Annotated in this window: 20 protein-coding genes, 7 pseudogenes and 1 CRISPR repeat array; of the genes and pseudogenes, 10 read left to right on the top strand and 17 right to left on the bottom strand. The window is 51.2% G+C overall.

The window, feature by feature from the left end; translation table 11 throughout:
- Positions 1–96 precede the first annotated feature (96 nt).
- The 4 genes and pseudogenes from JCM13996_RS03620 to dhaK all read right to left on the bottom strand — a co-directional run bounded on the left by JCM13996_RS03620 (position 97) and on the right by dhaK (position 2,782).
- On the bottom strand, positions 97–807 hold the full coding sequence (locus JCM13996_RS03620) for an MIP/aquaporin family protein (protein ID WP_054749712.1): 711 nt from the start codon (positions 805–807) through the stop codon (positions 97–99).
- 12 nt (positions 808–819) lie between these two features.
- A pseudogene (dhaM, locus tag JCM13996_RS03615) lies at positions 820–1,187 on the bottom strand (dihydroxyacetone kinase phosphoryl donor subunit DhaM).
- Positions 1,184–1,774, bottom strand: coding sequence for a dihydroxyacetone kinase subunit DhaL (gene dhaL / locus JCM13996_RS03610; RefSeq protein ID WP_054749710.1), 591 nt, complete (start codon positions 1,772–1,774; stop codon positions 1,184–1,186). Before dhaL ends, dhaM begins: the two are co-directional and overlap by 4 nt.
- A 12-nt stretch (positions 1,775–1,786) precedes the next feature.
- On the bottom strand, positions 1,787–2,782 hold the full coding sequence (gene dhaK / locus JCM13996_RS03605; protein WP_054749708.1) for a dihydroxyacetone kinase subunit DhaK: 996 nt from the start codon (positions 2,780–2,782) through the stop codon (positions 1,787–1,789).
- A 78-nt stretch (positions 2,783–2,860) separates the two neighbouring features.
- On the opposite strand from dhaK, the pseudogene JCM13996_RS12820 reads away from it, so the two are divergent.
- From JCM13996_RS12820 to JCM13996_RS13115, 6 genes and pseudogenes are all read left to right on the top strand, one after another.
- A pseudogene (locus JCM13996_RS12820) lies at positions 2,861–3,181 on the top strand (dihydroxyacetone kinase subunit DhaK); the annotation flags it as partial.
- Between the two features lie 68 nt (positions 3,182–3,249).
- The gene (locus JCM13996_RS03600; RefSeq protein WP_263848856.1) at positions 3,250–3,930 is read left to right on the top strand and encodes a dihydroxyacetone kinase subunit DhaK; all 681 of its coding nucleotides are present in this window, start codon (positions 3,250–3,252) and stop codon (positions 3,928–3,930) included.
- Positions 3,931–3,939: 9 nt separating this feature from the next.
- On the top strand, positions 3,940–4,470 hold the full coding sequence (locus JCM13996_RS03595; protein WP_054749706.1) for a TetR family transcriptional regulator: 531 nt from the start codon (positions 3,940–3,942) through the stop codon (positions 4,468–4,470).
- A 79-nt stretch (positions 4,471–4,549) separates the two neighbouring features.
- Complete coding sequence (locus JCM13996_RS03590) at positions 4,550–5,026, top strand: hypothetical protein (RefSeq protein WP_054749704.1); 477 nt, start codon at positions 4,550–4,552, stop codon at positions 5,024–5,026.
- Between the two features lie 378 nt (positions 5,027–5,404).
- Entirely contained in the window at positions 5,405–5,644 is a 240-nt protein-coding gene (locus JCM13996_RS03585; protein ID WP_054749702.1) for a hypothetical protein, read from the top strand.
- Between the two features lie 135 nt (positions 5,645–5,779).
- Positions 5,780–5,974: a hypothetical protein gene (locus JCM13996_RS13115; protein WP_162205173.1), complete on the top strand. Its 195-nt coding sequence runs from the start codon at positions 5,780–5,782 to the stop codon at positions 5,972–5,974.
- 28 nt (positions 5,975–6,002) lie between these two features.
- A CRISPR array of direct repeats spans positions 6,003–9,805; the repeat unit is 28 nt; unit sequence GGATTACCCCCGCACCTGCGGGGAACAC.
- An 81-nt stretch (positions 9,806–9,886) separates the two neighbouring features.
- Here JCM13996_RS13115 and cas2e read toward each other — a convergent pair.
- The 10 genes and pseudogenes from cas2e to JCM13996_RS12805 all read right to left on the bottom strand — a co-directional run.
- Positions 9,887–10,729 (bottom strand): annotated as a pseudogene (gene cas2e / locus JCM13996_RS03580) (type I-E CRISPR-associated endoribonuclease Cas2e); the annotation flags it as partial.
- The gene (gene cas1e / locus JCM13996_RS03575; RefSeq protein WP_054749700.1) at positions 10,726–11,691 is read right to left on the bottom strand and encodes a type I-E CRISPR-associated endonuclease Cas1e; all 966 of its coding nucleotides are present in this window, start codon (positions 11,689–11,691) and stop codon (positions 10,726–10,728) included. The pseudogene cas2e and the gene cas1e, both read right to left, overlap by 4 nt.
- On the bottom strand, positions 11,691–12,383 hold the full coding sequence (cas6e, locus tag JCM13996_RS03570; RefSeq protein ID WP_054749698.1) for a type I-E CRISPR-associated protein Cas6/Cse3/CasE: 693 nt from the start codon (positions 12,381–12,383) through the stop codon (positions 11,691–11,693). Before cas6e ends, cas1e begins: the two co-directional genes overlap by 1 nt.
- Positions 12,358–13,107 carry a type I-E CRISPR-associated protein Cas5/CasD gene (gene cas5e, locus JCM13996_RS03565; protein ID WP_054749696.1) on the bottom strand — a complete coding sequence of 250 codons (750 nt, stop codon included), beginning with the start codon at positions 13,105–13,107 and terminating at the stop codon, positions 12,358–12,360. Before cas5e ends, cas6e begins: the two co-directional genes overlap by 26 nt.
- Positions 13,088–14,157, bottom strand: a pseudogene (gene cas7e / locus JCM13996_RS03560) (type I-E CRISPR-associated protein Cas7/Cse4/CasC). Before cas7e ends, cas5e begins: the two are co-directional and overlap by 20 nt.
- On the bottom strand, positions 14,150–14,788 hold the full coding sequence (gene casB / locus JCM13996_RS03555) for a type I-E CRISPR-associated protein Cse2/CasB (RefSeq protein WP_054749694.1): 639 nt from the start codon (positions 14,786–14,788) through the stop codon (positions 14,150–14,152). The pseudogene cas7e and the gene casB overlap by 8 nt, the downstream one beginning before the upstream one ends.
- Positions 14,789–14,791: 3 nt before the next feature.
- The gene (locus tag JCM13996_RS03550) at positions 14,792–16,504 is read right to left on the bottom strand and encodes a type I-E CRISPR-associated protein Cse1/CasA (protein WP_054749693.1); all 1,713 of its coding nucleotides are present in this window, start codon (positions 16,502–16,504) and stop codon (positions 14,792–14,794) included.
- Positions 16,501–16,779: pseudogene (locus tag JCM13996_RS13110) on the bottom strand (CRISPR-associated helicase/endonuclease Cas3); the annotation flags it as partial. The pseudogene JCM13996_RS13110 and the gene JCM13996_RS03550, both read right to left, overlap by 4 nt.
- Before the next feature lie 507 nt (positions 16,780–17,286).
- Positions 17,287–18,719, bottom strand: a pseudogene (gene cas3, locus JCM13996_RS12810) (CRISPR-associated helicase Cas3'); the annotation flags it as partial.
- On the bottom strand, positions 18,650–19,237 hold the full coding sequence (locus JCM13996_RS12805; RefSeq protein ID WP_369395681.1) for a CRISPR-associated endonuclease Cas3'': 588 nt from the start codon (positions 19,235–19,237) through the stop codon (positions 18,650–18,652). The gene JCM13996_RS12805 and the pseudogene cas3, both read right to left, overlap by 70 nt.
- A 379-nt stretch (positions 19,238–19,616) precedes the next feature.
- Between JCM13996_RS12805 and JCM13996_RS12800 the strand changes: the two genes are divergently transcribed.
- From JCM13996_RS12800 to JCM13996_RS12790, 4 genes are all read left to right on the top strand, one after another.
- Complete coding sequence (locus JCM13996_RS12800) at positions 19,617–19,832, top strand: helix-turn-helix domain-containing protein (protein ID WP_156639619.1); 216 nt, start codon at positions 19,617–19,619, stop codon at positions 19,830–19,832.
- Between the two features lie 3 nt (positions 19,833–19,835).
- Positions 19,836–20,033: a helix-turn-helix domain-containing protein gene (locus JCM13996_RS12795; protein ID WP_156321850.1), complete on the top strand. Its 198-nt coding sequence runs from the start codon at positions 19,836–19,838 to the stop codon at positions 20,031–20,033.
- Between the two features lie 116 nt (positions 20,034–20,149).
- A complete protein-coding gene (locus JCM13996_RS10790) occupies positions 20,150–20,581 on the top strand; it encodes an IS3 family transposase (RefSeq protein ID WP_156321849.1) in 432 nt (143 codons plus the stop codon).
- 110 nt (positions 20,582–20,691) lie between these two features.
- Positions 20,692–20,910, top strand: a complete 219-nt coding sequence (locus JCM13996_RS12790; RefSeq protein WP_369395693.1) for an IS3 family transposase — start codon at positions 20,692–20,694, stop codon at positions 20,908–20,910.
- Positions 20,911–21,770: 860 nt separating this feature from the next.
- Here the strand turns inward: JCM13996_RS12790 and JCM13996_RS12785 are convergent.
- The 3 genes and pseudogenes from JCM13996_RS12785 to JCM13996_RS11105 all read right to left on the bottom strand — a co-directional run.
- Positions 21,771–21,848: pseudogene (locus tag JCM13996_RS12785) on the bottom strand (hypothetical protein); the annotation flags it as partial.
- A 461-nt stretch (positions 21,849–22,309) separates the two neighbouring features.
- Positions 22,310–22,648, bottom strand: coding sequence for a hypothetical protein (locus tag JCM13996_RS03525; RefSeq protein WP_156321847.1), 339 nt, complete (start codon positions 22,646–22,648; stop codon positions 22,310–22,312).
- Positions 22,576–22,942: hypothetical protein (locus tag JCM13996_RS11105; RefSeq protein ID WP_162205175.1), on the bottom strand; the 367-nt coding region annotated here is incomplete at its 5' end. The genes JCM13996_RS11105 and JCM13996_RS03525, both read right to left, overlap by 73 nt.

Here is a 22,942-nt window from a genome sequence, read left to right as displayed (position 1 = left end):
ACTAATGAACGTGGTGCGATGACGTGGGCACAGTACTTGTCCATGCGCAAAAAGCACCGTGAGCAAAGCCACTCACGGTGCTTACTGTCTATGCTCCTACTTCAACACGGCTTCCAGGGCAGCCGCAATCAACCCACCAGACAGGGGACCAAGGATTGGTACCCAGGCGTACGTCCAGTTGGCAGTGCCCTTGTTCGGCACCGGCAAAATGGCGTAGGCCAGGCGTGGCGCAAAATCACGCGCCGGGTTGATTGCAAACCCGGTAGTCCCACCGAGCGTTTGCCCAACTACAACGATCAGCAGGCCCACAATCAATGGCTTCAACCCGGTAGTGAAGTTACCTAGGTTCAGTAACACAAAGACGAAGAAGAAGGTCGCAATCGTTTCGCTCAGGTAGTTAAATAACGGGTTATTGATGGCCGGTCCGGTCGCGAAGATACCGACCGAATTACCGTCATCCGTGCCCCGCCGTGCTGACTTAAAGTGCGGGTAGTACTGAATGATGACGATGACGGCACCAACAAAGGCCCCCAGAAATTGGCCCAAGAGGTAACCACCAACTTGCGGCCACGGAAAGAAGCCAAAAGCCGCAAACCCAATCGTCACCGCGGGGTTCAAGTGCCCTTGGGACCCAAACTGCCCAGCGACATAGACCCCGAACGTTACCGCTAAGCCCCAAGCCAACGCGATGAACGTCCAGTTTTGATGACGGGCATAATTACCCTTTAGATTAGTAGCAGCACCACTACCAACCCCAAACACAATTAGTACCATGGTACCCAGAAATTCACCCAAGAATCCGCTCATGGCACCCGCTCCTCATTTAATCTTCAGTGGTTGTAACTGTGCCTCAATCGCGGCCAAGTCCACCCCAGCACCAATGAGCGTCGCCGCACTGTATGCTCCTTCGATTAGCGCCACGTCGTAAACGTGCACCGGTTTATCGGCCAGCTCAACGGCCATGTCCAGGTTCATTTTGGCGCTCCCTAAATCGTAAAATGCCAGCAACTCATCGGCGGTGTTCGCGTCGATGGCCGCGCTTATTTTGCTCATGCTACTGCCGATACCATCATCGTCCGTACCACCGGCAAAGGTGATGGGCACGTTGGGCGCAGCTGCTGGGCCAACGTGGCCACACCACGGGCAATGTCGGCAACGTGTGACGCAATGACAATGCCATAGGTCATGCAAACACCCCCGTTGCAATCAGCGCCGTGAACAAGTAACCACTAGAAACGCTACCGGGGTCGAGGTGACCAACCGACCGTTCACCCAGGTACGAGGCACGACCTTTGCGTGCAACCATATCCTTGGTACTGTTGACTGCGTCATCCACTACCGTTTGGGTCAAGCTACCCGCCTTCACGGCCTCAACGACCGGCGTCCATACGTCAACCAAAGTCTTATCGCCAGGAGCCGCACCACCACGCTTACGAATGCCGGCTAAAGCCGCATCCAGCAGGTGACCCAAATCAGCATCCTGGTCACCTAACTTAGCCATTTCCAGGAAGGCCGTACCATACAGTGGGCCCGATGCGCCACCAACTTTGCTGATCAGCGCCATCGCCACAGCTTTGAAGAGGTCCTTCAACCCCGCAAAATCTTGGCCATCAATCGCGGCCTGCACGGCGGTCAACCCGCGGGCCATATTGCTGCCATGGTCACCGTCACCAATTGGCGTGTCCAACTCACTTAAATAGTCCTTGTGTGCCGCAATCGCAGCCGCAAACCCATCTAACCATTGCTGTGCTGTCGTTACCGTTAATTTTGTCATCATGAGGCCCCCTTACCAAGCAATCGTTTCTACTGGATAGTTCAAGTAATCCAACCACTGTGGATCAGCTAGTTCAAAGATTGTCAGGGAAATCCCCGCCATGTCGATCGAGGTCATGTAATTGCCAATCTTGGTAAACGCCGGCTTGATCCCGCGGTCACCCAAATTATTGAGCAAGTCGTGCGTGAAAATATACTGTTCCATCAATGGGGTTGCACCCATGCCGTTGACCAAAACAGCGTACTGTTTATCGGCAGTCAGGTGTTGCTCATCATCAATTTTGCCCACTAGTTCCGCGACCAACGCTTTGGATGGTTGCAACTTTTCCCGCCGGTAGCCAGGCTCGCTGTGGATGCCCACACCATACTCAATTTCGTCGTCTGCCAATTCGAACCCGGGCTTGCCCACTTCGGGCACGGTCGCAGCCGATAAGGCAACAGCAATCGTTTTGATGTTTGGCAGCACTTTTTGAGCCAACGCATCGAGTTCATCCAACGTGGCCCCCTGGTCCGCAGCCGCGCCAAGAATTTTGTGCATGAAGACCGTGCCGGCAACCCCGCGCCGTCCTTGTGTGTACAGGCTATCCTTGACGGCAATGTCGTCATCCACAACAATCGACTTCACCGGAATGTCGTCCAGTTCCGCCATGTCCTTCGCCATGTCAAAATTCATCACGTCGCCGGAGTAATTTTTAACGACTAGAAAGACACCACTGCCGGTGTTAACGGCCTTAATCGCCGCATAAATTTGGTCGGGCGTGGGGGACGTAAATACTTGCCCGGCAACCGCGCCACTGAGCATACCTTTGCCCACATAGCCTGGGTGCGCCGGTTCGTGACCACTACCACCGCCGCTCACGATGCCAACTTTACCCTGCATCGACGCCTTGTTGCTGCGGATGATGGCACCCGTGTTAGGAATACGCTCCACATACTGGGGATACCCGCGGACCAAGCCATCGAGCATTTCGTCGACTACGTTAGCTGGATCATTAATGATTTTCTTCATCAATTTCGTCTCCCTTTTTGTATTATTCGTACTTATTTTATATTGTAAGCGGATACATTAACAGGGACAGAAAGCGTAATGTGTCCGTTTTCAGGATTGACCAACCCTTGCAGTATAATCGGAGTATCGATTACTGATCACGGAGGCACAACCATGCAAATTCTAAATGACCCCAGCAACGCTTTAACCGAGATGCGCGACGGTATCACGTGGGCACACCCGCAGCTAATGGCCGTACCGGCAACGCACGGGTTTATTGACCGCGCCTTTGTGGATACCACCGTTCCCGTCTTTGCTGGTGGGGGTAGTGGCCATGACCCCGCACACTGGGGGTACGTGGGGACAGGCATGTTAACGGGTGCCATCATGGGTGACTTCTTCATGCCACCCACCGCCAAAGAGATCATCAAGGTCGTACACGCAGCCACCAAGCAGCACCGGGCATTTTTCATCGTAAAAAAAATTTTGTGCAGGATGTCACCCAGTTCACCGCAGCCCGGGATGAATTGCGTCAAGCCGGCTGGCATGTGGGTATGGCTATCGTGCGCGATGACGTGTCCGTCGCCGGGACCGACTTCCAACAACGGCGGCGTGGCGTTGCCGGCACTGTGTTGGTACATAAAATCATCGGGGCAGCAGCCGCGCAGGGGATGTCGGTGGACAAACTGCAGCGGCTGGCTGACCAGTTGCTGCCGGAAATCAAAACAATTGGCTTCTCTTCGAGCGGCGCAGTCATCCCCGGACACAGCAACCCCTCCTTCAAATTACCCGAAAACACCATTTCGTACGGCGTGGGCATTCACGGAGAGCCGGGGTACCACGAAGAGCCATTCCAATCTTCGGAAATGCTGGCCCACGAGTTGGTGAATAAGCTCCAAATCAACTTCCACTGGCGTGCAGATGACCACTTTGCCGTGTTAGTAGATTCCCTCGGGGGTACGACCGCGATGGAGACCCTCGTATTTGCCAACGACGTGCGCCAATTACTCTCTCTGGCGGGTGTGCACGTTGATTTCGCCAAAGTGGGTACCTTTCTCAGCTCCAACGGCATGCACGGCCTATCACTCTCATTGTTGCACCTGGTGGATCCGTCATGGTTGCAGTTACTGCAAGCACCAGTGCAGACGCCTAGTTGGCCGCAAGCGTAGGAGGCTGTGATGACTTACATTACGCGCAAAAAAATAGCCGTAGCGTTCACCAGGGTCCTGGTGCGCGACGGCTTTGAGCATACGGCAATTTCTACCATTATGCGGGCGGCGGGTTTACGTCGACAAACATTTTACGAATACTTCGACGACAAATTTGCGGTGGCAGAATGGATCATCGAAGACACCCTCCGCGATACCATCGACCAAAACTTTGACTACCTGCGCTGGGAGGACATCCTCGACCTGACCGGTTACGAATTGGACGCCAAAAAGATTATCTTCCGCCAATTGGCTGAGCAACGTGAAATCAACTTTGTGGGTCGACTAGCCACCCACTTGGAGCAACTGGTGCGGCATGTGGAACCGACCAATGGTGGGAATGGCAGCACCCCCGTCTCCGCCGCACTGCTACACACCCTGTGCATGGGCGTGGCCGCCGAGTGGAACCGCCAGATCCTCGGCATAACAACCGTGGACTATGAGGTGGTAGTGGCGGCGACGGTGCAGGCGGTACAAGAATTGGGGCAAAGGGCCACATAGATGTGGTTGTACTCAACGGCGGCTAGCTCACAGTAAGCAAAACATAAATAGGATTATTGTGAATACAAGGTACGGCTAATTGGCAATTCAAATGACAAGCAAAGTGATATTAGCGGGTCGGTTAGCGCTTGCCAAATGCAAAATTACGATTCTAATACAAAAAAAATTAAGGGAGAGTATGAAGTCAGTTAACCTAGGCACTGCAAGCAATCAAGATCTGATTGAATTGGGTAGATCATTTAACATTAAATACAATATGGCGGGGATGCTGGGTGATAAGGCAACACTGAAAAGCACATTCAAACAGTACCGGAAGATGGATGCGAGGATACCAGATAAAAACTGGTATCCTCGTTCCAGTATCAAGGTCAAGAATCAGCTTCAGGATGCATTTTATATTATCCTAAGCAATGGGTTGATTATGTCATGGATAACAACTAATGGTTCTTGGCCCGCGTTAAGAGCTGAAGCTTTTTCAGTCCCGGGCTGGCTGATATTAAGGGACAGCACTACCTTAGAGGAGCTAGCCCAGGCGAGGACATTAGTATTTATGTGAATGGTGAGCGACAGACTACGCCCTTTCACGAAATCGGCACATGATTGATAGCTTTATTTCTGACTTGGTTCGCATTGAAAAACAGTTTATAGGGCGCCATACGAAAGACGAAACCCCTGAACAAATTTCTGACTTATTTCCTAATTTTGGCTAAAGGCCAAACGAATTCACTAAAAAAAAGATAAATTCATTAATCCCTATATTGACAAAGACCATCCTAACGCAACAGAGGTATTATCAATGGGCCTCGAGAGTATTTTCGAGCCCGATGACGGGCGGTTAACGAGTTACATTAACGGCCGGGGTGTATACTAAAATTACAGAGTACCCGGAGTATCTTGACCTGATTATCGGCATAATTCTAAAGGGGTGATGGACATGATTAATGAGGATTACATTACACAAATTAATCTCATTAAGCGGGCTTACGAGGACCACTTTGGTGCGCCATTTCCGGAACGAATTATTGGCTGGTGGGATCCATTGCACATTGAGCAACATCCGGACGAGCTAGAACAGGGCGTTAAGGACATGACTCGTGATGTAAATGAAGCAATCGACTCTAACACCCCAATTCCTGAGCTTACAGCAGAGGAATGGAGCAAAATTATCCCCTAAATTATAAACATTAAATTCTTTGACCCTCAGTCTTAAGACTGGGGCTTTTTCTATGCCATTCAACCTATGCCGCGGACGCTAAAGAACGGCGTGAGACTGGTCTCCCATGACTGCATATTCGAGGAGGCCCACAAAATGGACAACGAGACAGACACAGAAGCACAAACAGGGACAACTGAATCTACCGAAGCTGATGAACATACCGATGACGCGACTAAGGCCGGTGCACAGACCGAAGCTGATGAGTCCCAATCCACTAGTACGGCGGATGGAGTTGTCAAAAAGCTGCAAAAGCGCAGGATTACCCCCGTCCTGCGGGGAACACACTAAAGCATCCTTACCAGCAACTACCATGCCAGGATTACCCCCGCACCTGCGGGGAACACCTCTACGTGTACAATGGCAAGCACGAAAAAGAGGGATTACCCCCGCACCTGCGGGGAACACGGATTAATAAAACTCTGCACCGTACTATTTAGAGGATTACCCCCGCACCTGCGGGGAACACCAACGTTTTCTTGAATATTACTTTCACGAATGAGGATTACCCCCGCACCTGCGGGGAACACTAGATGTTGTTGTGACCTTTAAATTTATAGGCGGGATTACCCCCGCACCTGCGGGGAACACGATTTAATTAAAGACATTACTAATCAATATATAGGATTACCCCCGCACCTGCGGGGAACACATAACACCTCTTTTCTTGGCAAAGGATTGGGCAGGATTACCCCCGCACCTGCGGGGAACACATGGCAATGACGACCCGTTTACGCAAGATTTAAGGATTACCCCCGCACCTGCGGGGAACACAGTTTTGGTGCTATTAATGGAGCTGGATTTTTAGGATTACCCCCGCACCTGCGGGGAACACACGCGGTGACGTTGGGCAACACCAACAACACTAGGATTACCCCCGCACCTGCGGGGAACACGTGCTCACCTGATGGTTGAAGCACAGTTTGCCAGGATTACCCCCGCACCTGCGGGGAACACCGTGGTTGGTCGTCCATATAAAAATGAATCTGAGGATTACCCCCGCACCTGCGGGGAACACGGGTAGACCACGGAATGCCTTATCTGCAAGAAGGGATTAACCCCGCACCTGCGGGGAACACTGGGATACGCGTTCACTAGATTACTACCCTGGGGGATTACCCCCGCACCTGCGGGGAACACTCCATCGCGAATATCCTGTTCACGTGACTCGCGGGATTACCCCCGCACCTGCGGGGAACACAATACGCCATTGCCAGCATGTACAAAAACCACAGGATTACCCCCGCACCTGCGGGGAACACATCGAGAGTAAAACAAAAAGGGCAAAACGTTGAGGATTACCCCCGCACCTGCGGGGAACACTGTCGTGCTTAGATTGCTTCCCGGGCCTCGTCGGGATTACCCCCGCACCTGCGGGGAACACAGACGGTCACCGTCGGCCGTTTTCTGGACGTTGGGATTACCCCCGCACCTGCGGGGAACACCGCCATTTCCATCTTCCGCTCGTAAGGGCTGTAGGATTACCCCCGCACCTGCGGGGAACACGAACGTAATTCCGCCTCGTCGTCCAAATCTTTGGGATTACCCCCGCACCTGCGGGGAACACCAGTTTGGGCTTTACTTAATTTGTAGTTATCTAGGATTACCCCCGCACCTGCGGGGAACACTCTCTTTGGGCATTTAGCTTATAGCAAAAGTAAGGATTACCCCCGCACCTGCGGGGAACACACTGGGAAGACGACACCGAAGACGATGATCTGTGGATTACCCCCGCACCTGCGGGGAACACAATATTGTTGATGAGGCTCAGGGCCAGCCGGTGGGATTACCCCCGCACCTGCGGGGAACACCAGTCGACAGTTACAACCACTGCATTGACGCAGGGATTACCCCCGCACCTGCGGGGAACACTACAGCGAGCTGCACACGACGTCAAAATCGCCAGGATTACCCCCGCACCTGCGGGGAACACTTTAACGGCATTTCGGTTCGTGGGCGTTCGTCGGGATTACCCCCGCACCTGCGGGGAACACTACCAAACATGCTTTTCAAAGCCGCGTTCAGTGGGATTACCCCCGCACCTGCGGGGAACACTGAGCACAGCTTTAAGATTATTGGGCACAACAAGGATTACCCCCGCACCTGCGGGGAACACCTTGATGGCGTACGTCTTCTGCGTCTCCGTTAGGGATTACCCCCGCACCTGCGGGGAACACTCTGGGTGTTCGTCCAAGTCGATGCTGTCGTCGGGATTACCCCCGCACCTGCGGGGAACACTGGGACGTTTGTCCTTAATGTATTTACCAGACAGGATTACCCCCGCACCTGCGGGGAACACTCCGATTTCTACTTAAACGATCCGAGTGCTTCGGGATTACCCCCGCACCTGCGGGGAACACAGGCGCGGGACGACGCGGCCAGTGCATATAACAGGATTACCCCCGCACCTGCGGGGAACACATCGACCTTCACGTGAACAAAAGCGCTGGGGTGGATTACCCCCGCACCTGCGGGGAACACTTGCTGAAAGGCGGTGTATAACATGACCGAGGATTACCCCCGCACCTGCGGGGAACACAACTTGTATTAGTAGATGGCGTTGAGTACGTAGGGATTACCCCCGCACCTGCGGGGAACACCCGTAATACTTGCTAGGGTGACTTCGGTTTCAGGGATTACCCCCGCACCTGCGGGGAACACAACCACTGCCACGGCCAAGAACCATTTAGCAAAGGATTACCCCCGCACCTGCGGGGAACACATCCGCAAGTTCAGCGTTGTGTGCGGTAATGGGATTACCCCCGCACCTGCGGGGAACACAGTTTGGCATGGCCGATGAGCGTAACACGGTCGGGATTACCCCCGCACCTGCGGGGAACACTTACAGCGGCGACAACGATATTCACTACTGGTAGGATTACCCCCGCACCTGCGGGGAACACTCCACTCGACTGCTTTTAGCTGTGTTTGAGCGGGGATTACCCCCGCACCTGCGGGGAACACCGGTGGAGTTCGCTGGACTTAGCCGGACGAGCGGGATTACCCCCGCACCTGCGGGGAACACTTCACGCAAGATTTAATTGATAACGAGGCTTAAGGATTACCCCCGCACCTGCGGGGAACACCACTAAATCCACCATGGGCACCACCTAGCATCAGGATTACCCCCGCACCTGCGGGGAACACATGGGCGACCTCGTGGGGTACTTTTATGACCTGGGATTACCCCCGCACCTGCGGGGAACACAGATGGTGACGGTCACCAAGGCGACCCGGCACAGGATTACCCCCGCACCTGCGGGGAACACCCGGCGCTGTACAACTTAATCCAATAATCAGCAGGATTACCCCCGCACCTGCGGGGAACACCCAGACTTTTGACCTGTGCCTGTAGGGCCTTGAGGATTACCCCCGCACCTGCGGGGAACACACAAAAACCCGGCTTATGCGGGGAACATGTAAAGGATTACCCCCGCACCTGCGGGGAACACAAAGTGTTGTCTGCTGGTCGGTAGGGTGTTATAGGATTACCCCCGCACCTGCGGGGAACACTTAGCGTGCTGATACTGGCCATCCCCTTTGGGGGGATTACCCCCGCACCTGCGGGGAACACATCAAATAGTTGACTAGCTCGTGCTTCTCTAAAGGATTACCCCCGCACCTGCGGGGAACACACATCACCGGTCTGGCAGCGACCATCACCAAAAGGATTACCCCCGCACCTGCGGGGAACACTTTTAAATGGCCAAGGCGACCAACAGTCGTCCAGGATTACCCCCGCACCTGCGGGGAACACACAAAAAGGGATTGGTGCTCGGGGCCATTTCGAGGATTACCCCCGCACCTGCGGGGAACACTGACTATGCCGGTGGACGTGTGTCACTGGTTGGGGATTACCCCCGCACCTGCGGGGAACACCGGAAACATACTGCTTGTTGGCACTTTGCAAAAGGATTACCCCCGCACCTGCGGGGAACACCACACGAACCAAGACAGAGGTTGAATGTGGTAGGGATTACCCCCGCACCTGCGGGGAACACCCTTGCCCGGTTGCCAACGCGTAGCGCTTAGGGGATTACCCCCGCACCTGCGGGGAACACGGGTTGACCTCACCAAGTCGGCTGTCACGTCGGGGATTACCCCCGCACCTGCGGGGAACACAGTAAATAAATCCCATAGTCTCAGCCTTTTCAAAAGACGCTTACACCTTTTTTTTATGAGTTGCAATGCCAACTGCAAAGTTGCCCGCGCATCTGACGTTGAATTATGCGGGTGCTCGTTTGTAATTTGATAAGTCTCCAGCACCGTACTGAGACGATAATTATCCATGAACCTATTAGCCTTTTTAACTAGCGGTAAAAGATCAATCATCCGATTTTTAATCGCGGGCTGGTCCACATCGTGAGCAGCAGCCAAGAGAAACCCGTCATCAAAATTAACGTTGTAGCCCACAATGGGCCAATTGCTAACAAACTCACGTAAGCCGGTCATCGCTTCAGCTAACGGAACACCTTGCGTTATCAAGTCTGCACTGGTTATTCCCGTTAACCGTGAGATGCCTTCGGGAATTCCACGGTTAACGTTAATGAGACATTTAAACGCACCAGTTTCATTTTGCCCATCACTCTTAAGCGCACCAATCGAGATAATCTGGTCATCACTGACGCTAAGACCCGTAGTCTCAACGTCCAGTGATACGAATGGCATCACCCTTTTGCTTTGTATGGGTTTCTTCTGTGCGCGTCGACTGAACTTAGCGGCGCGCCTATATTTAGCAGCATTGCTAAACCCCAGCCCCACCGGCGAACCCTTGGTGACAAGATGCATCATTAAAGGTATGCCGTCATAGTCTACCACCTCATAGTCAGTACGAGAGGTCTTAAACTGATAACCTAATTCGTTAGCTGCAGAGTAAACCATGGTCGCCTGACCACTACCAATGTTTTCCTGCACACGATCCCAAAGTTTGTCCCGGATACGTGCACTAACACTACCGACAAACACGCCCGTCTGAATCTCTTGAAACCACTTGGTTAGGTCTCCTCTTAATGAACGCGGCACCTTGGTTAAGGTGATCACAATCATGCAGTATCACCACCATCAAATTCACGGTAGGACACGCCAAACTTCTGCAGACCCAGGCGGTCATCCCACAAGTTAACAATGTCAGCATCGACCGGCTGTTCATCATCACCTAGCAATGTCTTTAGATCTTTCACCATACGGACCATCAATTTGCCATCCGCGAAAGCATTGCGCACGGCTAACCTTGTCCGGCGACCCAAATCGTCCTGGTTGTCGTCGTCATCCCCATACTCCGCGGTAACCGCAAACGCAATGGGAATCGTGACCTCCGCCTTATACAAATCGGCAAAGTCGTACACAAAAGCCAAGTCGTGCCCCGTGTGCACAAAGCCCAAACCGGGCGAAGCACCCAAGGCCACAATCACGCTATAACACAAACCATACAAAGCAGAGTGGGCTGCAGTTAACGCACGATTAATTGGTGACCCCGCCTCATAGTTATCATGATCATACTCGCGTCTAGTCCATGGTACCTTGGTTAATTGCGATTGTTCACGATAGATTCTGCGAACACGCGCACCTTCCTTACCGCGTAATTCCTGCATGGTTAGACCAGATACATCCGTATCGGGAAACCGCATCTGGTACATTTTGCGGGCAACTGCCACCCGCGACTTTACATTAGAGACTAGTTTGGCCTGCGCCTCCAGTAACTTTGATGAGTGGTTCAATGCGCGCCCGTGAGCATACTCACGCACGCCACGCTCACCTACCCAAATCACACTCAGGCCCGAATCACCGATTAATTCCATCGCACGATGGGTAACGTCGACGCCAGGTCCAAGCATCAACACACTGATCATGGCGGCGGGTACAAACACTGTGCCCCGGTTATCTGTAACCACAATCGCACTATCTTGCCGATTAATCTTGGCATGCTCAAGGTATAGAAAGCTAATGCGGTCACGGACCCGACCTAGTTCTGATAGCTCAGGCTTCTTTGCGCCTGGTAACTTGGCCATTATTTCACCGGGATAACCGTCATGAGGCCCATGCCATACGCCTTTTCACGGCCCAAACCGTTGGTGAGTGTCTGCTTAAACTTATCTAAATCGGTAATTGTCAGTACGCCTTCATAGGTCACACGCCGCACCCGCACCACGTGCATCCCCTTGTGCCGTAAAATGGGCTGGTCACGACTAACCAAATTAAATGCTAGACGGTTGAGTTCTTTGTCGACATCCTTTGCCCCATCCGCCACGATTGCGGGTGCACTGGATTCATTAATACGGAACCCCGCTTCCGGTGCGCGTTGCACTAACCATTCCATTTGGTGGCGAACAGTGACGTGTGGATAAACGCGACCCCGCTGCCCTTCTTGCGGAACGGAGTGTGTGGGATTAGCGGTGAGCCTAAAGTTTAATGTCTCGCCCAGCGATAGGCCCTGCAAAAACAAATCGTAGTCCTTGCTAGCTGCGGTCCCCGGCACACCATATTCCTCGAGCTGTTCCAGGTCAGGTTTATCCGCGCTCAAAACTAGTAAGTATTGCTTCCCACCCAGTTGGTCGATACGCCAAAGGTGACGTAAACGAACGTGCCCGCTAATCTCATTAGGAAAACTTTGCTCAACCCAATTATGGTAGGCACCTAGGTGGGTTAAATCCTTAATCTTGCGTCGATTATTAGTATCAATTTGTACTCTTGAGAGATACATAGCTACTCCCCTTTCTAACCCAACGCGCCAAACGCATCGTGCTAGTCTCAGTACCTCTGTCTTGGTAATAAGGATTATCAACCTCAACAGCGGTCTGCTTCACCGCGCGGAAATTAAAGCTCCGGTGCCGCTGATCAAATGATTCAACGTTATCGGCAACCATCCACTCGCGCTGGCCCTCAATAAGGCCAGCGTCAGCAATGATATCCAACCGAATTTGCCGCTGACGTTGTTTCCTTAACTGGTACCATGCCGCCGCTTGCCATTCCAGGCCCTGCAAGACTGTTAAGGGGTTACCCTCATCATACTGGTGGGTCGTCAACACACCCGCCGGCACATTGGCCTTCCGCCCCAAATACAGCTGAAACTTGGGGTGGTGTAGCGCATGTTCTAGGCGGTCAATCAGTTGGTCATCCGCACTAACGGCCACCACAAAAACGGCATCCTGTAAGTAAGTCCGGTAAGTCAACTTACGGCTGTTACGCTTCCACTCGACCGTGTGCAAGTCCGTCAGGGGCTCGCCCGGTTGGTCCACGCGTACTGCAAACCGCACTTTGTTCAGCTCGTTGATGCGTGCATCATCCCGGTGATAACCCAAAGCTGCGGCCAACAAGCCGACGATAGCACTCTTGCGTGGGTAATCCGTACTGGTCCGCCGCGTAAACGCCGCTTCATCCCCGTACGATTGCAATGGCCCACGTAAATTAATCGTTAGTGTCTTCATCGCCAATCACCTCGCTCAACTTGTTGGTGACTTGATCCAATAAATCGTTGATGTTGGTAGCCTGGTCGTCCAACTGTGAATCTACCTGACTCAAAACCACAGTCATCACGGTTGATCAACCATTTTAGCGGCATCATCAAACCCTTGCTCCAGTTTCTCCACTGACTTACGTACATAACCGTTCTTGGATTCCACTGGTTGTTCGAAGGCAGATACCAGGTTGACCGGCGTATCGTCCCGTACCGTTACCAGAATGTAGCTAGGTAAGGTCTTGTTCGCAAAGGTGTTCTGCTTACCCGTTGGCATCGATAGTGCAAAACTCTTGATAAACTCCCGCACACCGGTGAGGGCTGATTCAGCACCAAGATTTTGTGCCAACTCCTCAACGTTTACGTTAGCGTAACGGTACAGGGTCGACGAATTGTACTCAACCGTCCCCAACATTGCCGCGCCCGTAGCGTCGTCCTTTTGCAGATCATCCAAAGCGGTATAGTAATCAAATTCCGGCTGCACTGCGTGAGTCGAAATGGCATGTGCCACCTGAGCGGATGCCTCAACGTTTAGTTCCGGATTATCTGCCACCATCCGGCCAAAAAGTGCTAAGTCCAGTGACTGATTGCCGTTAAAGACTGCCTTAAGTTCCTTTTTGTCCAAAGTCTCATGCGACAGTGCATACTCAGCTATCTTATTGACTTGGCCCCGGCTAACAAGCATTAAGGCCCCAGTCTGGCCATTCTTCACTTTAATCCCGGCGGTCTTCAAAACGTCATTAGCTAGTCCTTCGGCACCATCCTGATCCAGTTCTGGATTCTTGGCAGCAATAGCATCAGTGAGTAGCTGCAAAACTTCTTTGGTACGAATACCTTCTACCTGCGCCCCAGAATGATTGAATTCGTGCCGCATTGCCCGTTTCCAGCTTTGGGAGGACACACGGGCACGCACAACGCCACCATACAGCGCCGTCTTTGGGGCCCCGGTATCATCGCGGTTAATGTTGGAAGAAGGAACAGTCTGCAATACGTGAACATCTACATACAAGTTTTTAGTCATTGTTAGCTACCTCTTTCTCATCGCTATTTGCCTTTACTACACTACCAAAATATGATTGACCCCAATGCAAATGGACCCGGTTAGCGCTTTCAAAGCTAAACTGAAATGCGTAGATATCGCTGGCCAGATCAGCATAATCAATGCGGGGGTGATCCAGCGTCGATTTAATAATTGCGTTCAGCCCCGTGAGCGAGTGGATTAGCCCTTCCACACTGGTCGTGCTCAGAGCCACCCGCACCCGCCGATCCAAGGCGACTTGTGCATCCGGATTTTGCCGCATCCGCGCCAGGCATTCAAAGAAACGCTGTCCACGCTGGTGCTCATTCTCCGCATAATGTGACCCAAACACACTTGGCACCTTGTCTCCACGTCCAGTGGCACCTTGCTGCATTTGCGCGTACAACTTAACGGCCGTAAAAATAGCCACCTCAGCATAAGTTGGCACACCATTATGACTTAACTGGTTGCTACTCATGTATTGCATTATGATGGGCCAAGCCACCTGTGCCTGCGGACTATTTAGTGTAGGAGCACTACGTAACCCAGCAAGTGCGGCACGGTTAATTGCGCCATCATTATACAGAGCAGTAATAATCCTGCTGGTCGGCCCAGCAACTTTATCTACCATCATCCATCACCCTTCCTTCAAACGTTTGTTAACTGAATACACTAAAGAATTAAAGGCCAAAAAGATATTATCGACACGCTCACCTTTGTCCCCAGAAACGACGGTACCGCTAATGTCACGCGGCGATGGCGCGGCTGAAAACGCTCTAGCACTATCAATAACAAGGTCGCGTAACTGCGCCTGCCACTGGGCAATCTTTCCTTCACGATCATCATTTGGTCGGAGGCTGGCCAACCAGTTTTTAAACGGCTCATTCAGGCGGCTATAGAACTTGGCTCCCTCAGCGTTGGCTAAATTAGTATCATCAAAACCACGGATACGACTGACCCGATTAATAAAACGCCAGTAAAAGCGTCCAAGGTCTTGGGTCAAGTTGATTTGATCCTCAATACGCACTGGCCACCGTATTGCACCAACCGTATCAAACAGTACTCCGGCGTCGATAGTAATATCGTCCGTCACTTCGGCTGCTGGCGATTGGGAGGTGGCGTTGCCATCACTGACGACCGCTACTGCTTGCAGCGTTACCATCTTGTTCGTAGGAATTAGTTCTTTTTCCTGCAACTGCTGGAGCCACGTCACCACCCCCGGCTGATGTCCGTCACCCTTCTTTTCACGATTGGTATCCACGTACCGCCCAAAGTGCCGCCACATGGCCACATCCATGTTCTCCTTACGCAGCCGTTCTGGCCTAAATTCAGGCGGCTTGGCCTTGGGGTCGTAACGCCACGTGGTCATTGGCTCTACAAACAGGTTGGCCGGGTTGAACGGGGGTATTCCAGCACTAAATATGGTCGGCACCCCATCATCATCCCACTCGATGTGCAATAACCGGGACCATGCAGTGTATAATTCTGCGATATTGTCAGGTGGTATCTGCCGTTTGCGCTCTTGAATGTAGTTGCTCGTTTCACCAAACTCCCAAACTGGGCGCTGAGCGTGATATTCATCATCAACATCATCTTTATTTACCAGGACTAGGTTCAGCATCAACGTTTCAAACAAAGAATTGCCACGTGCATACACCGGATTTAACCGGTATAGCCAGCCCATTCCCACCGAAAATTTGTCATCGGTCTCAATTTTGGTTTTGTCAGTGACGCCGGTGTAGTTTTGATACATAATGATCCACCGCACTAGCTCCGGCAAATCCAATTGATTTTTGAATTCGTCCGTCTTGGGTGCAAACAAAGCCGGCGAATTATTACTTTCCGAGATAGTCCGGTTAATCTGCTTGATGGCTACCGTTCCCGAACCTGTTGCCACGCGCTTTTTGGCTGGCACAAAACGGTCATACTCCTCAGCTGTCACCTGATAAAAAGCGTGTGGGCCGAAGAAGTCAAATCGGTCAGCATAACGTTGCAAGTATTTGGACACTGCTTCGGAGAAGTGACCGGCAGAATATAGCTCACTCCACGTTGTCACTAAATCGTCACTGTCAAAGTCATCTATAAGGGTAGCCTGCAATGTTTGTTCGTCTACTTCAAGCCAATCGTAAGCCTCATCGTCAGCATTAAAGCGTGAATAAACCGTTTGTAAAATAGCCAGTAGTAACCGCAAAACCGCCAAATCCTGCGCGGCGGTCTCACCACCAAGTTGTTGGTAATCTTGCGCATGCGCAAACAGGTCAGTTAGCGATACCGTTTTAATAGTGCCTGACTGATCCGTGATCACTTTGATCCACGGATCAGTCACCAAATTGAAATGTCGCTCATTCATCCATGGTCCTCCTCCTTTGAATAACTTAATCCGTATTGCCGGGAATACGTTAGTTGATACTCCCCAAGACTAGCTTGGTAATTCTCATCTAGCACCACGGCCAATTCACCTTTGAGCCACTTGCTGTCAGCCCACTCGGGGAATTGACTACGCGTACTCAATTCCAAATTTTTGATTGCCTTGTCCACGTCGTAAGTAACCCCATGTGGTAACCTAATCACTTGTTCCGCAACTTGGCTGTCCCGACAATCTGACAACAAACGACCATCCAGTAGCCCCACTCCTTGCTCAGTCCTGCGTAGTAAAATCACCTCCAGCGTTGGCTGAATATCACGTACTGCAGCTTGGGCTTTCTGTTCATCCGTATCCGTACCAGTCGCAGCATGGCCTAGCCAACCAAGCAGGTCCTTACTTGCTTTGGGCTTATCGAGAAGAAAAACGTGTGCTTTCTTTCGCTCAAGGAGCAAGTTGTCATCCATTTGTTTCTTGGCTTCTTCCAATCCATCAATTTCAGGATCAACCTCGTCGTCATAAACTAACTGCACCAGCCGCGAGATATCTCCAGGTATATTTAGCTGGTCTGGCAGGTAATAGTCCGTCTTCATCAGTAAGTAGCGGCCATAAATACCTTCGTTTGCCTTGCCAAACTCCGATTCGTCATCATCCTCCTTACCGTAATTAACAACTAATTTAGGCTTTATTAAACCAGCTGGCCGGGTACGCACATGCCGATGTAAGCGCCCCACCCGCTGTAATAATAGGTCTATCGGCGCAATATCGCTATACAAAATATCAAAGTCAATATCAAGTGACTGCTCCAGCACTTGGTACCCACAACGACAAGCTTGTGCGGCCGCTGGTCATCTTTGCCAATACTACGTTGCAACGTGTCTTCAAGTTTCACCCGGTCTGGAGCCAGGAAGGCGGAATGCAGGGTAATGACCGGAACGTGCGGTGCCAGCAGTTGCGCAACCGTTTGCGCTCTGCTGACCGTGTTAACAATCACACCCGCAATACCACCAGCATCGATTGCGTTCAGAATTGACTCAACCAGCGCCTCATCATCCCCGTCAAACCGTTGCACATCAACCAGTTGCGGTTGCTGATCCGACTGACTGGCAAATTCAGTGACTTGATGGATACGCGGACCGTCCATAATGGTCACTAGCGGATAAGCCTCAGATTTTTGCCAATTCTGTGGTGCGACATCTTGTAACCGTAATAGGTTCCGATGATACTTGCCCCTGTAATAGGCCGCCAGCAAGGCATTGCGCCGTTGCTTGGGCAAAGTAGCAGACAACATCACCACCGGTACGTGGTACGCACCAAGCCACTCCAACGCACGCGCAAGATATTGGCTCATGTAGGCGTCATATGCATGGATCTCATCGATAATAACGACCTTTTTGCTTAGTCCTAGATGCCGCAACATCAAGTGTTTCTGCTTCAGTGCCATCAGCAACAAGTGATCAACAGTCCCAACATCCACTTCATCCAGGATGGTCTTCTTGCCACTAAACCAGCTGTTGACCACGGCAGCCTCATCATCGCGTGCGGCCTCAGCATCATTATCAACCGCCACCGCATCTGGCAAGCTAGTGAACGCCGGGTTAAACGCCGCTTTCCCGTGCATTAAATGCATCGATATTTTGCCGGCATCCTCTGGTTGCACTTGGTTAAGCCAGTCCTCAACACGCGTGAACATCGCGTTTGCCGTTGCTTGGGTTGGTAGACCAAAGAACAAACCGTTGCGACCAGACTTATAGGCTAATTGTTCCGCCGCCAATAAGGCAATCTCGGTTTTACCCAGGCCCATTGGTGCCTCAATGATCACCGCTCCAGGATCGACCGTATCCGCAATTGCTTTCGTCACTGCCGCTTGTACCGGCCGTGCATGAAAACCCCAACGCTCGAAATAAGGGTCAGTCGCCAAGCTAACTTGGTGTGGTTCCAGCTCATCACTGACATACCAGTTGTTGAACGCACGGTTAGCGCGTTCATCTTCGTCGATATCATCAATAGTTTGGTCCAGTTGAATAAGCGGAAATAGTGGCCGACTAGGATCATTACCTAACATTTCACTAGAAGCTAACCAGTCAGCCATCACCAGCAGGCCCGACAACAGCACTGCCTGAGGTTCCGTGACTACCGGAATATCTTCAACCGTGTCATAGCCACAGCGTTGTAGGGCAAAGGCGAAAAGTTCTGCCTGCACATCTTGCCAAGCTTTTGCTGATTAGCATCATTATCGTGTTGCCAATAATTAGCGGTGTATTCAATAATATTCGACTTTTCTTTGGTATCACACGGCTTCCCGTGGTGGGCCCCAATGATAGCTGCAACGGAAATAGGTACCCCAAACCGTTCGAGAAGCGCTTGACCAGCTAGCGCATGTGGGGAACGGCCTCTAGCAGTAATATTGGCATCAGTTACGTCATGAAAGCCCGCAAACTCGAGTTGTTCAACCAATTCAGCGTCTAACGATGGACTAGCCACATATGATTCCTTGGTCTGAAATGCCGTGGTCGCTTTGCCAAAATCGTGAATGAAACCGACGAATTGTACTAACTGTTGGGCTTCTTCATCGGACAACTCTCCCCTTATCGATGTTCGTTGTCCCTCACTTAACCATGTATTGAAGAGCATGTTAATCGTTCGACGAGTGTCTTCAAGGTGAGTCAGTAGCGGTAACCAGAGGGGCTGATTATCAACCTCCGTCTTTTTGGCCCACAACGATTTAACAGCTGTACTGAGATTTTTTTACCTGATCGTCCAATTTGTGCCTCCTTTGTACATCGTGCCACCGTGCTCCGATAACAACAATAAGACGTGACTCACCCCCGCAATAGTGCGGGGAACAACTTCAATAAAAAGGATTATAACTGGAGCACCCTTGCTTCCGCGAGGAACAATATTTTTCTAACGTTATAATCCTACAGCCAACTTTTTCTACGCACTAAAGAATACGCTTTCACGAAGAATAATACAACACTAAATTGGATAAATTTTCTGACTGTGGACTAAATTTTTTTCAGCGTAAAAACGTCCAGGCCAATTATGAAGTGCCCTACAATTGTTAGACAAGCAGTCTAATGATTGCGGGGCTTTTCTTATGACTAAATACAGTAGTGATTTCAAAGCCAGGGTTGTTTCTCAGTATCTTGAAGGTGGTATAAGCTATCGCGACATTTGCACAGAGTTTGGAGTGCCTTCTAAGATGACTGTCCAAACATGGGGCAACCAAGCTAGGGATCACGGTATCGATACTCTGAAAGTTAAGCGCACAAGGATAGACTACTCTCAAACATTCAAGATTGCCGTGGTATAGTATGTGCAGACGCATCAAGTAAGTCGTGGGAAAACAGCGGCTCACTTTAGCATCTCTCCCAGTCAGGTCAATTCCTGGTGTTGTATTGTGAGAGATCAAGGAGTGGCTGGCTTGCGCACTACACGCAAAGGAAGGCCAGTCATGAGTAAGCACAAGAAGATCAAACCAGTCAAGAAACTTGAACCAACACAGGAGGAGTAGTATCAACAGGAGATTTTAGAACTTAAAGCCAAGCTTCACGAGGCTGAACTGGACCGTGATATTTTAAAAGCACTCGCGACCCTGACGAAGAACTCACCGAAGCACTCTTAACAAAAGTGAAGGCGGGCATCGTTACTTCGTTAAGGTCGCGCTACAGTCTCCCAGAATTACTCAAGCAAATCAAGTTATCTAGGGCAATGTACTATGACCGGCTCAAGCGTAATAAGAAGGTCGATAAGTACGCAGAGCTTAAACGGTTCATTAAACAACACTTCTATGGCTCTAAGGAGACGTATGGATATCGTCGTATCCATGATGAGGCAATAAAGCACGGCTTACACTATGCCGAGGAAACCATTCGCCGCCTCATGAGTGATATGGGATTGAAGGTCACGCTTTACTCGAAGCATACTGCCAAGTACCACTCTTACAAAGGCAAAGTCGCCAAGATCACGCCCAACATCTTGAAACAACAATTCGCCGCGAAACAGCCGCTCACTGTCCTTCACACCGATGTGACACAAGTTCGTCTCTATAATGGCGAATGAAGTTATATCTTAGCCATTACTGACGAAGCCAGTCGTGAAGTACTGGCCACTATCGTCAGTTCATCACCCAATAAGGCAATGATCAAAGCAACACCTGAAGGACATGGGGGATCGTTCAAAGTATGTCGCGCAAAGGCAACTGCCATAACAACGCACCTATTGAAAGCTTCTTTAGCCTGATGAAGCGTGAATGCTTGAACCGCTATCGCATCGATGACCTGACTAACTTGAGAAAGCTGGTGAACGGTTACGTTGACTGGTTCAACAATGTCAGGGTCTCTAGAAACAAAAATGGCTTGACCCCGGTTGAGTATCGGGAACAAGCATGATTGCTTAATTCAAAATCTAAATTGTCTAACTTTTCTATTGCACTTCATTAAGGTCTGAACGTTCCTAAATAGCTCCTCAACTAAAGCAACACCCACCATCACAGTATCGTGATTTCTCCACGGTAGGTAGCCCCTAAAGTAAAATTCAGCAGATCACGTGCTAAATAAATTAGCGCGCTTTTTTTTAATTTCCGCTAATAGTAGGAAAATTCCGGAAGGTTTCTTTCTGCCTGAGGTCAATCAACATCGAGTGGTATCTTTTATATCCAGCCATGGTTAACTCTGTAATCATTGAAAAACCAGTTGGACGAAGTAAGTTGCCTTCGCACTTAGGGAGAAGACATGTAATTTTCTATCACGCTGGTATCTGTGTGCACATGCATCTTTCTGGGTCCTCCAGTTCACAGCCACGGAACAATAGCAGCATTCCTAATTTTAGCCCTACAAAGAACTACCCCCCCCCCGCATATGCGGGGAACACTTACCACCGACCTGCTCGATTTTCGACCCCATGGGATTACCCCCGCATACGCGGGGAACACGTGTGTAATGTAGTGTGCGCTGTTTGTGACATGGGATTACCCCCGCATACGCGGGGAACACAAGTACGCGGGGAACACACTAAACAAATCCCGTCACTGTAGCATTTAAAAAAACGACCAATGGCATTTTTACATGATTTACACCCCCGTCATTATATCGTAAATAATTACTGAATGACATATGCGTAGTTTCCCTAATCGCGTAAACTGGTGGATAAGAATATCCAAAAAGTCCCCCCCGATCCAGTTTCCCAGATCGTGGGGACTAATCATCTCAACGGGCATAGTGCCCGCCGAGCCGAACCATTATTATTAACTTTATGCCCGCTTCTTCAAGGAAGTGCCGGCAAAACCGAACAGGGCACCCATGACGGCAACCACACCGAGCGCAGAAGCAACGACATTGTTGTCGTCACCCGTGCTTGGGTATGCCTTAGCGGCGGCCTTCTGGCCATGCGGCTCATTGGAGCGGCCGTAGTTGCGGCAGCCTTGGTGTCAGCAGCAGTGGTCTTAGTGGCCAATGCCTTTGGCTCTGGGGTCGTGGTCTTGGCAGCTGTACCCGTGGTCTTGTTGGTGTCAGTCGTTGCCTTCTGCGCACCAGTAGTCTTCTGTGCACCATTCGCAGTAGTAGTCGAAGTCTCAGTAGTGGCGAACTTGTCCGCCAGCGCCTGGTCTTCCTGCTTCCTAAATTCGTTGAACGTCTCGCTAGCCGTGTCGGCGTTCTTCTTGGCCTGCTGTTCAGCAGCTAAGGCCTTAAAGTGCTCCGTAGCACCGGCCGTGAAGCCTTCAGAAAAGGCGTTCTTGTACGCCTCGGACTTACCGTCCAGGCTTGGCAATACCGCGCCGGTTTCACCATACTAGTAGCCAGCCTTTTCACTGGCAACTTTATCAGCCAGGTCCTGATCTTCTTGCTTCTTGAAGTCGTTGAACGTCTCGTTAGCTTCATCAGCACGCTGCTGGGCCAAGCCAGGAGCAGCCAAAGCTTCTTCGTGCACTGCAGCGCCCTTGGTGAAGCCTTCAGAGAAGGCGTTCTTGTACGCTTCAGACTTGCCTTCTAGGCTTGGCAAAGTTGCGCCGGTTTCACCGTACTGGTAACCAGCCTTTTCACCGGCAACTTTGTCAGCTAGGTTCTGGTCTTCCTGCTGCTTGTAGTCGTTGAAGGTCTGGTTGGCTTCGTCAGCACGCTGCTGGGCCAATGCTGGAGCGGCCAAAGCCTTGGCGTGCTCGGCAGCACCCTTAGTGAAGCTTCAGAGAATGCGTTCTTGTAAGCGTCGGACTTACCGTCCAAGCTTGGCAAAGTTGCACCCGTTTCACCGTACTGGGAACCAGCCTTTTCACCAGCAACTTTGTCGGCCAGGTTCTGGTCTTCCTGCTGCTTGTAGTCGTTGAACGACGTGTTCGTCTTCACGGATGGGTCGGAGACGGTCGCACCACCAAAACGAGTGTTGTTCTTCTCCGCTGCGGCTTCGTTAGCCTTGGTTTCCTGCTGC

Source organism: Lacticaseibacillus thailandensis DSM 22698 = JCM 13996, from assembly GCF_001312865.1.
In the GTDB taxonomy this organism is placed as follows: domain Bacteria; phylum Bacillota; class Bacilli; order Lactobacillales; family Lactobacillaceae; genus Lacticaseibacillus; species Lacticaseibacillus thailandensis.
This window is presented reverse-complemented; position numbering and strand designations above follow the sequence as displayed.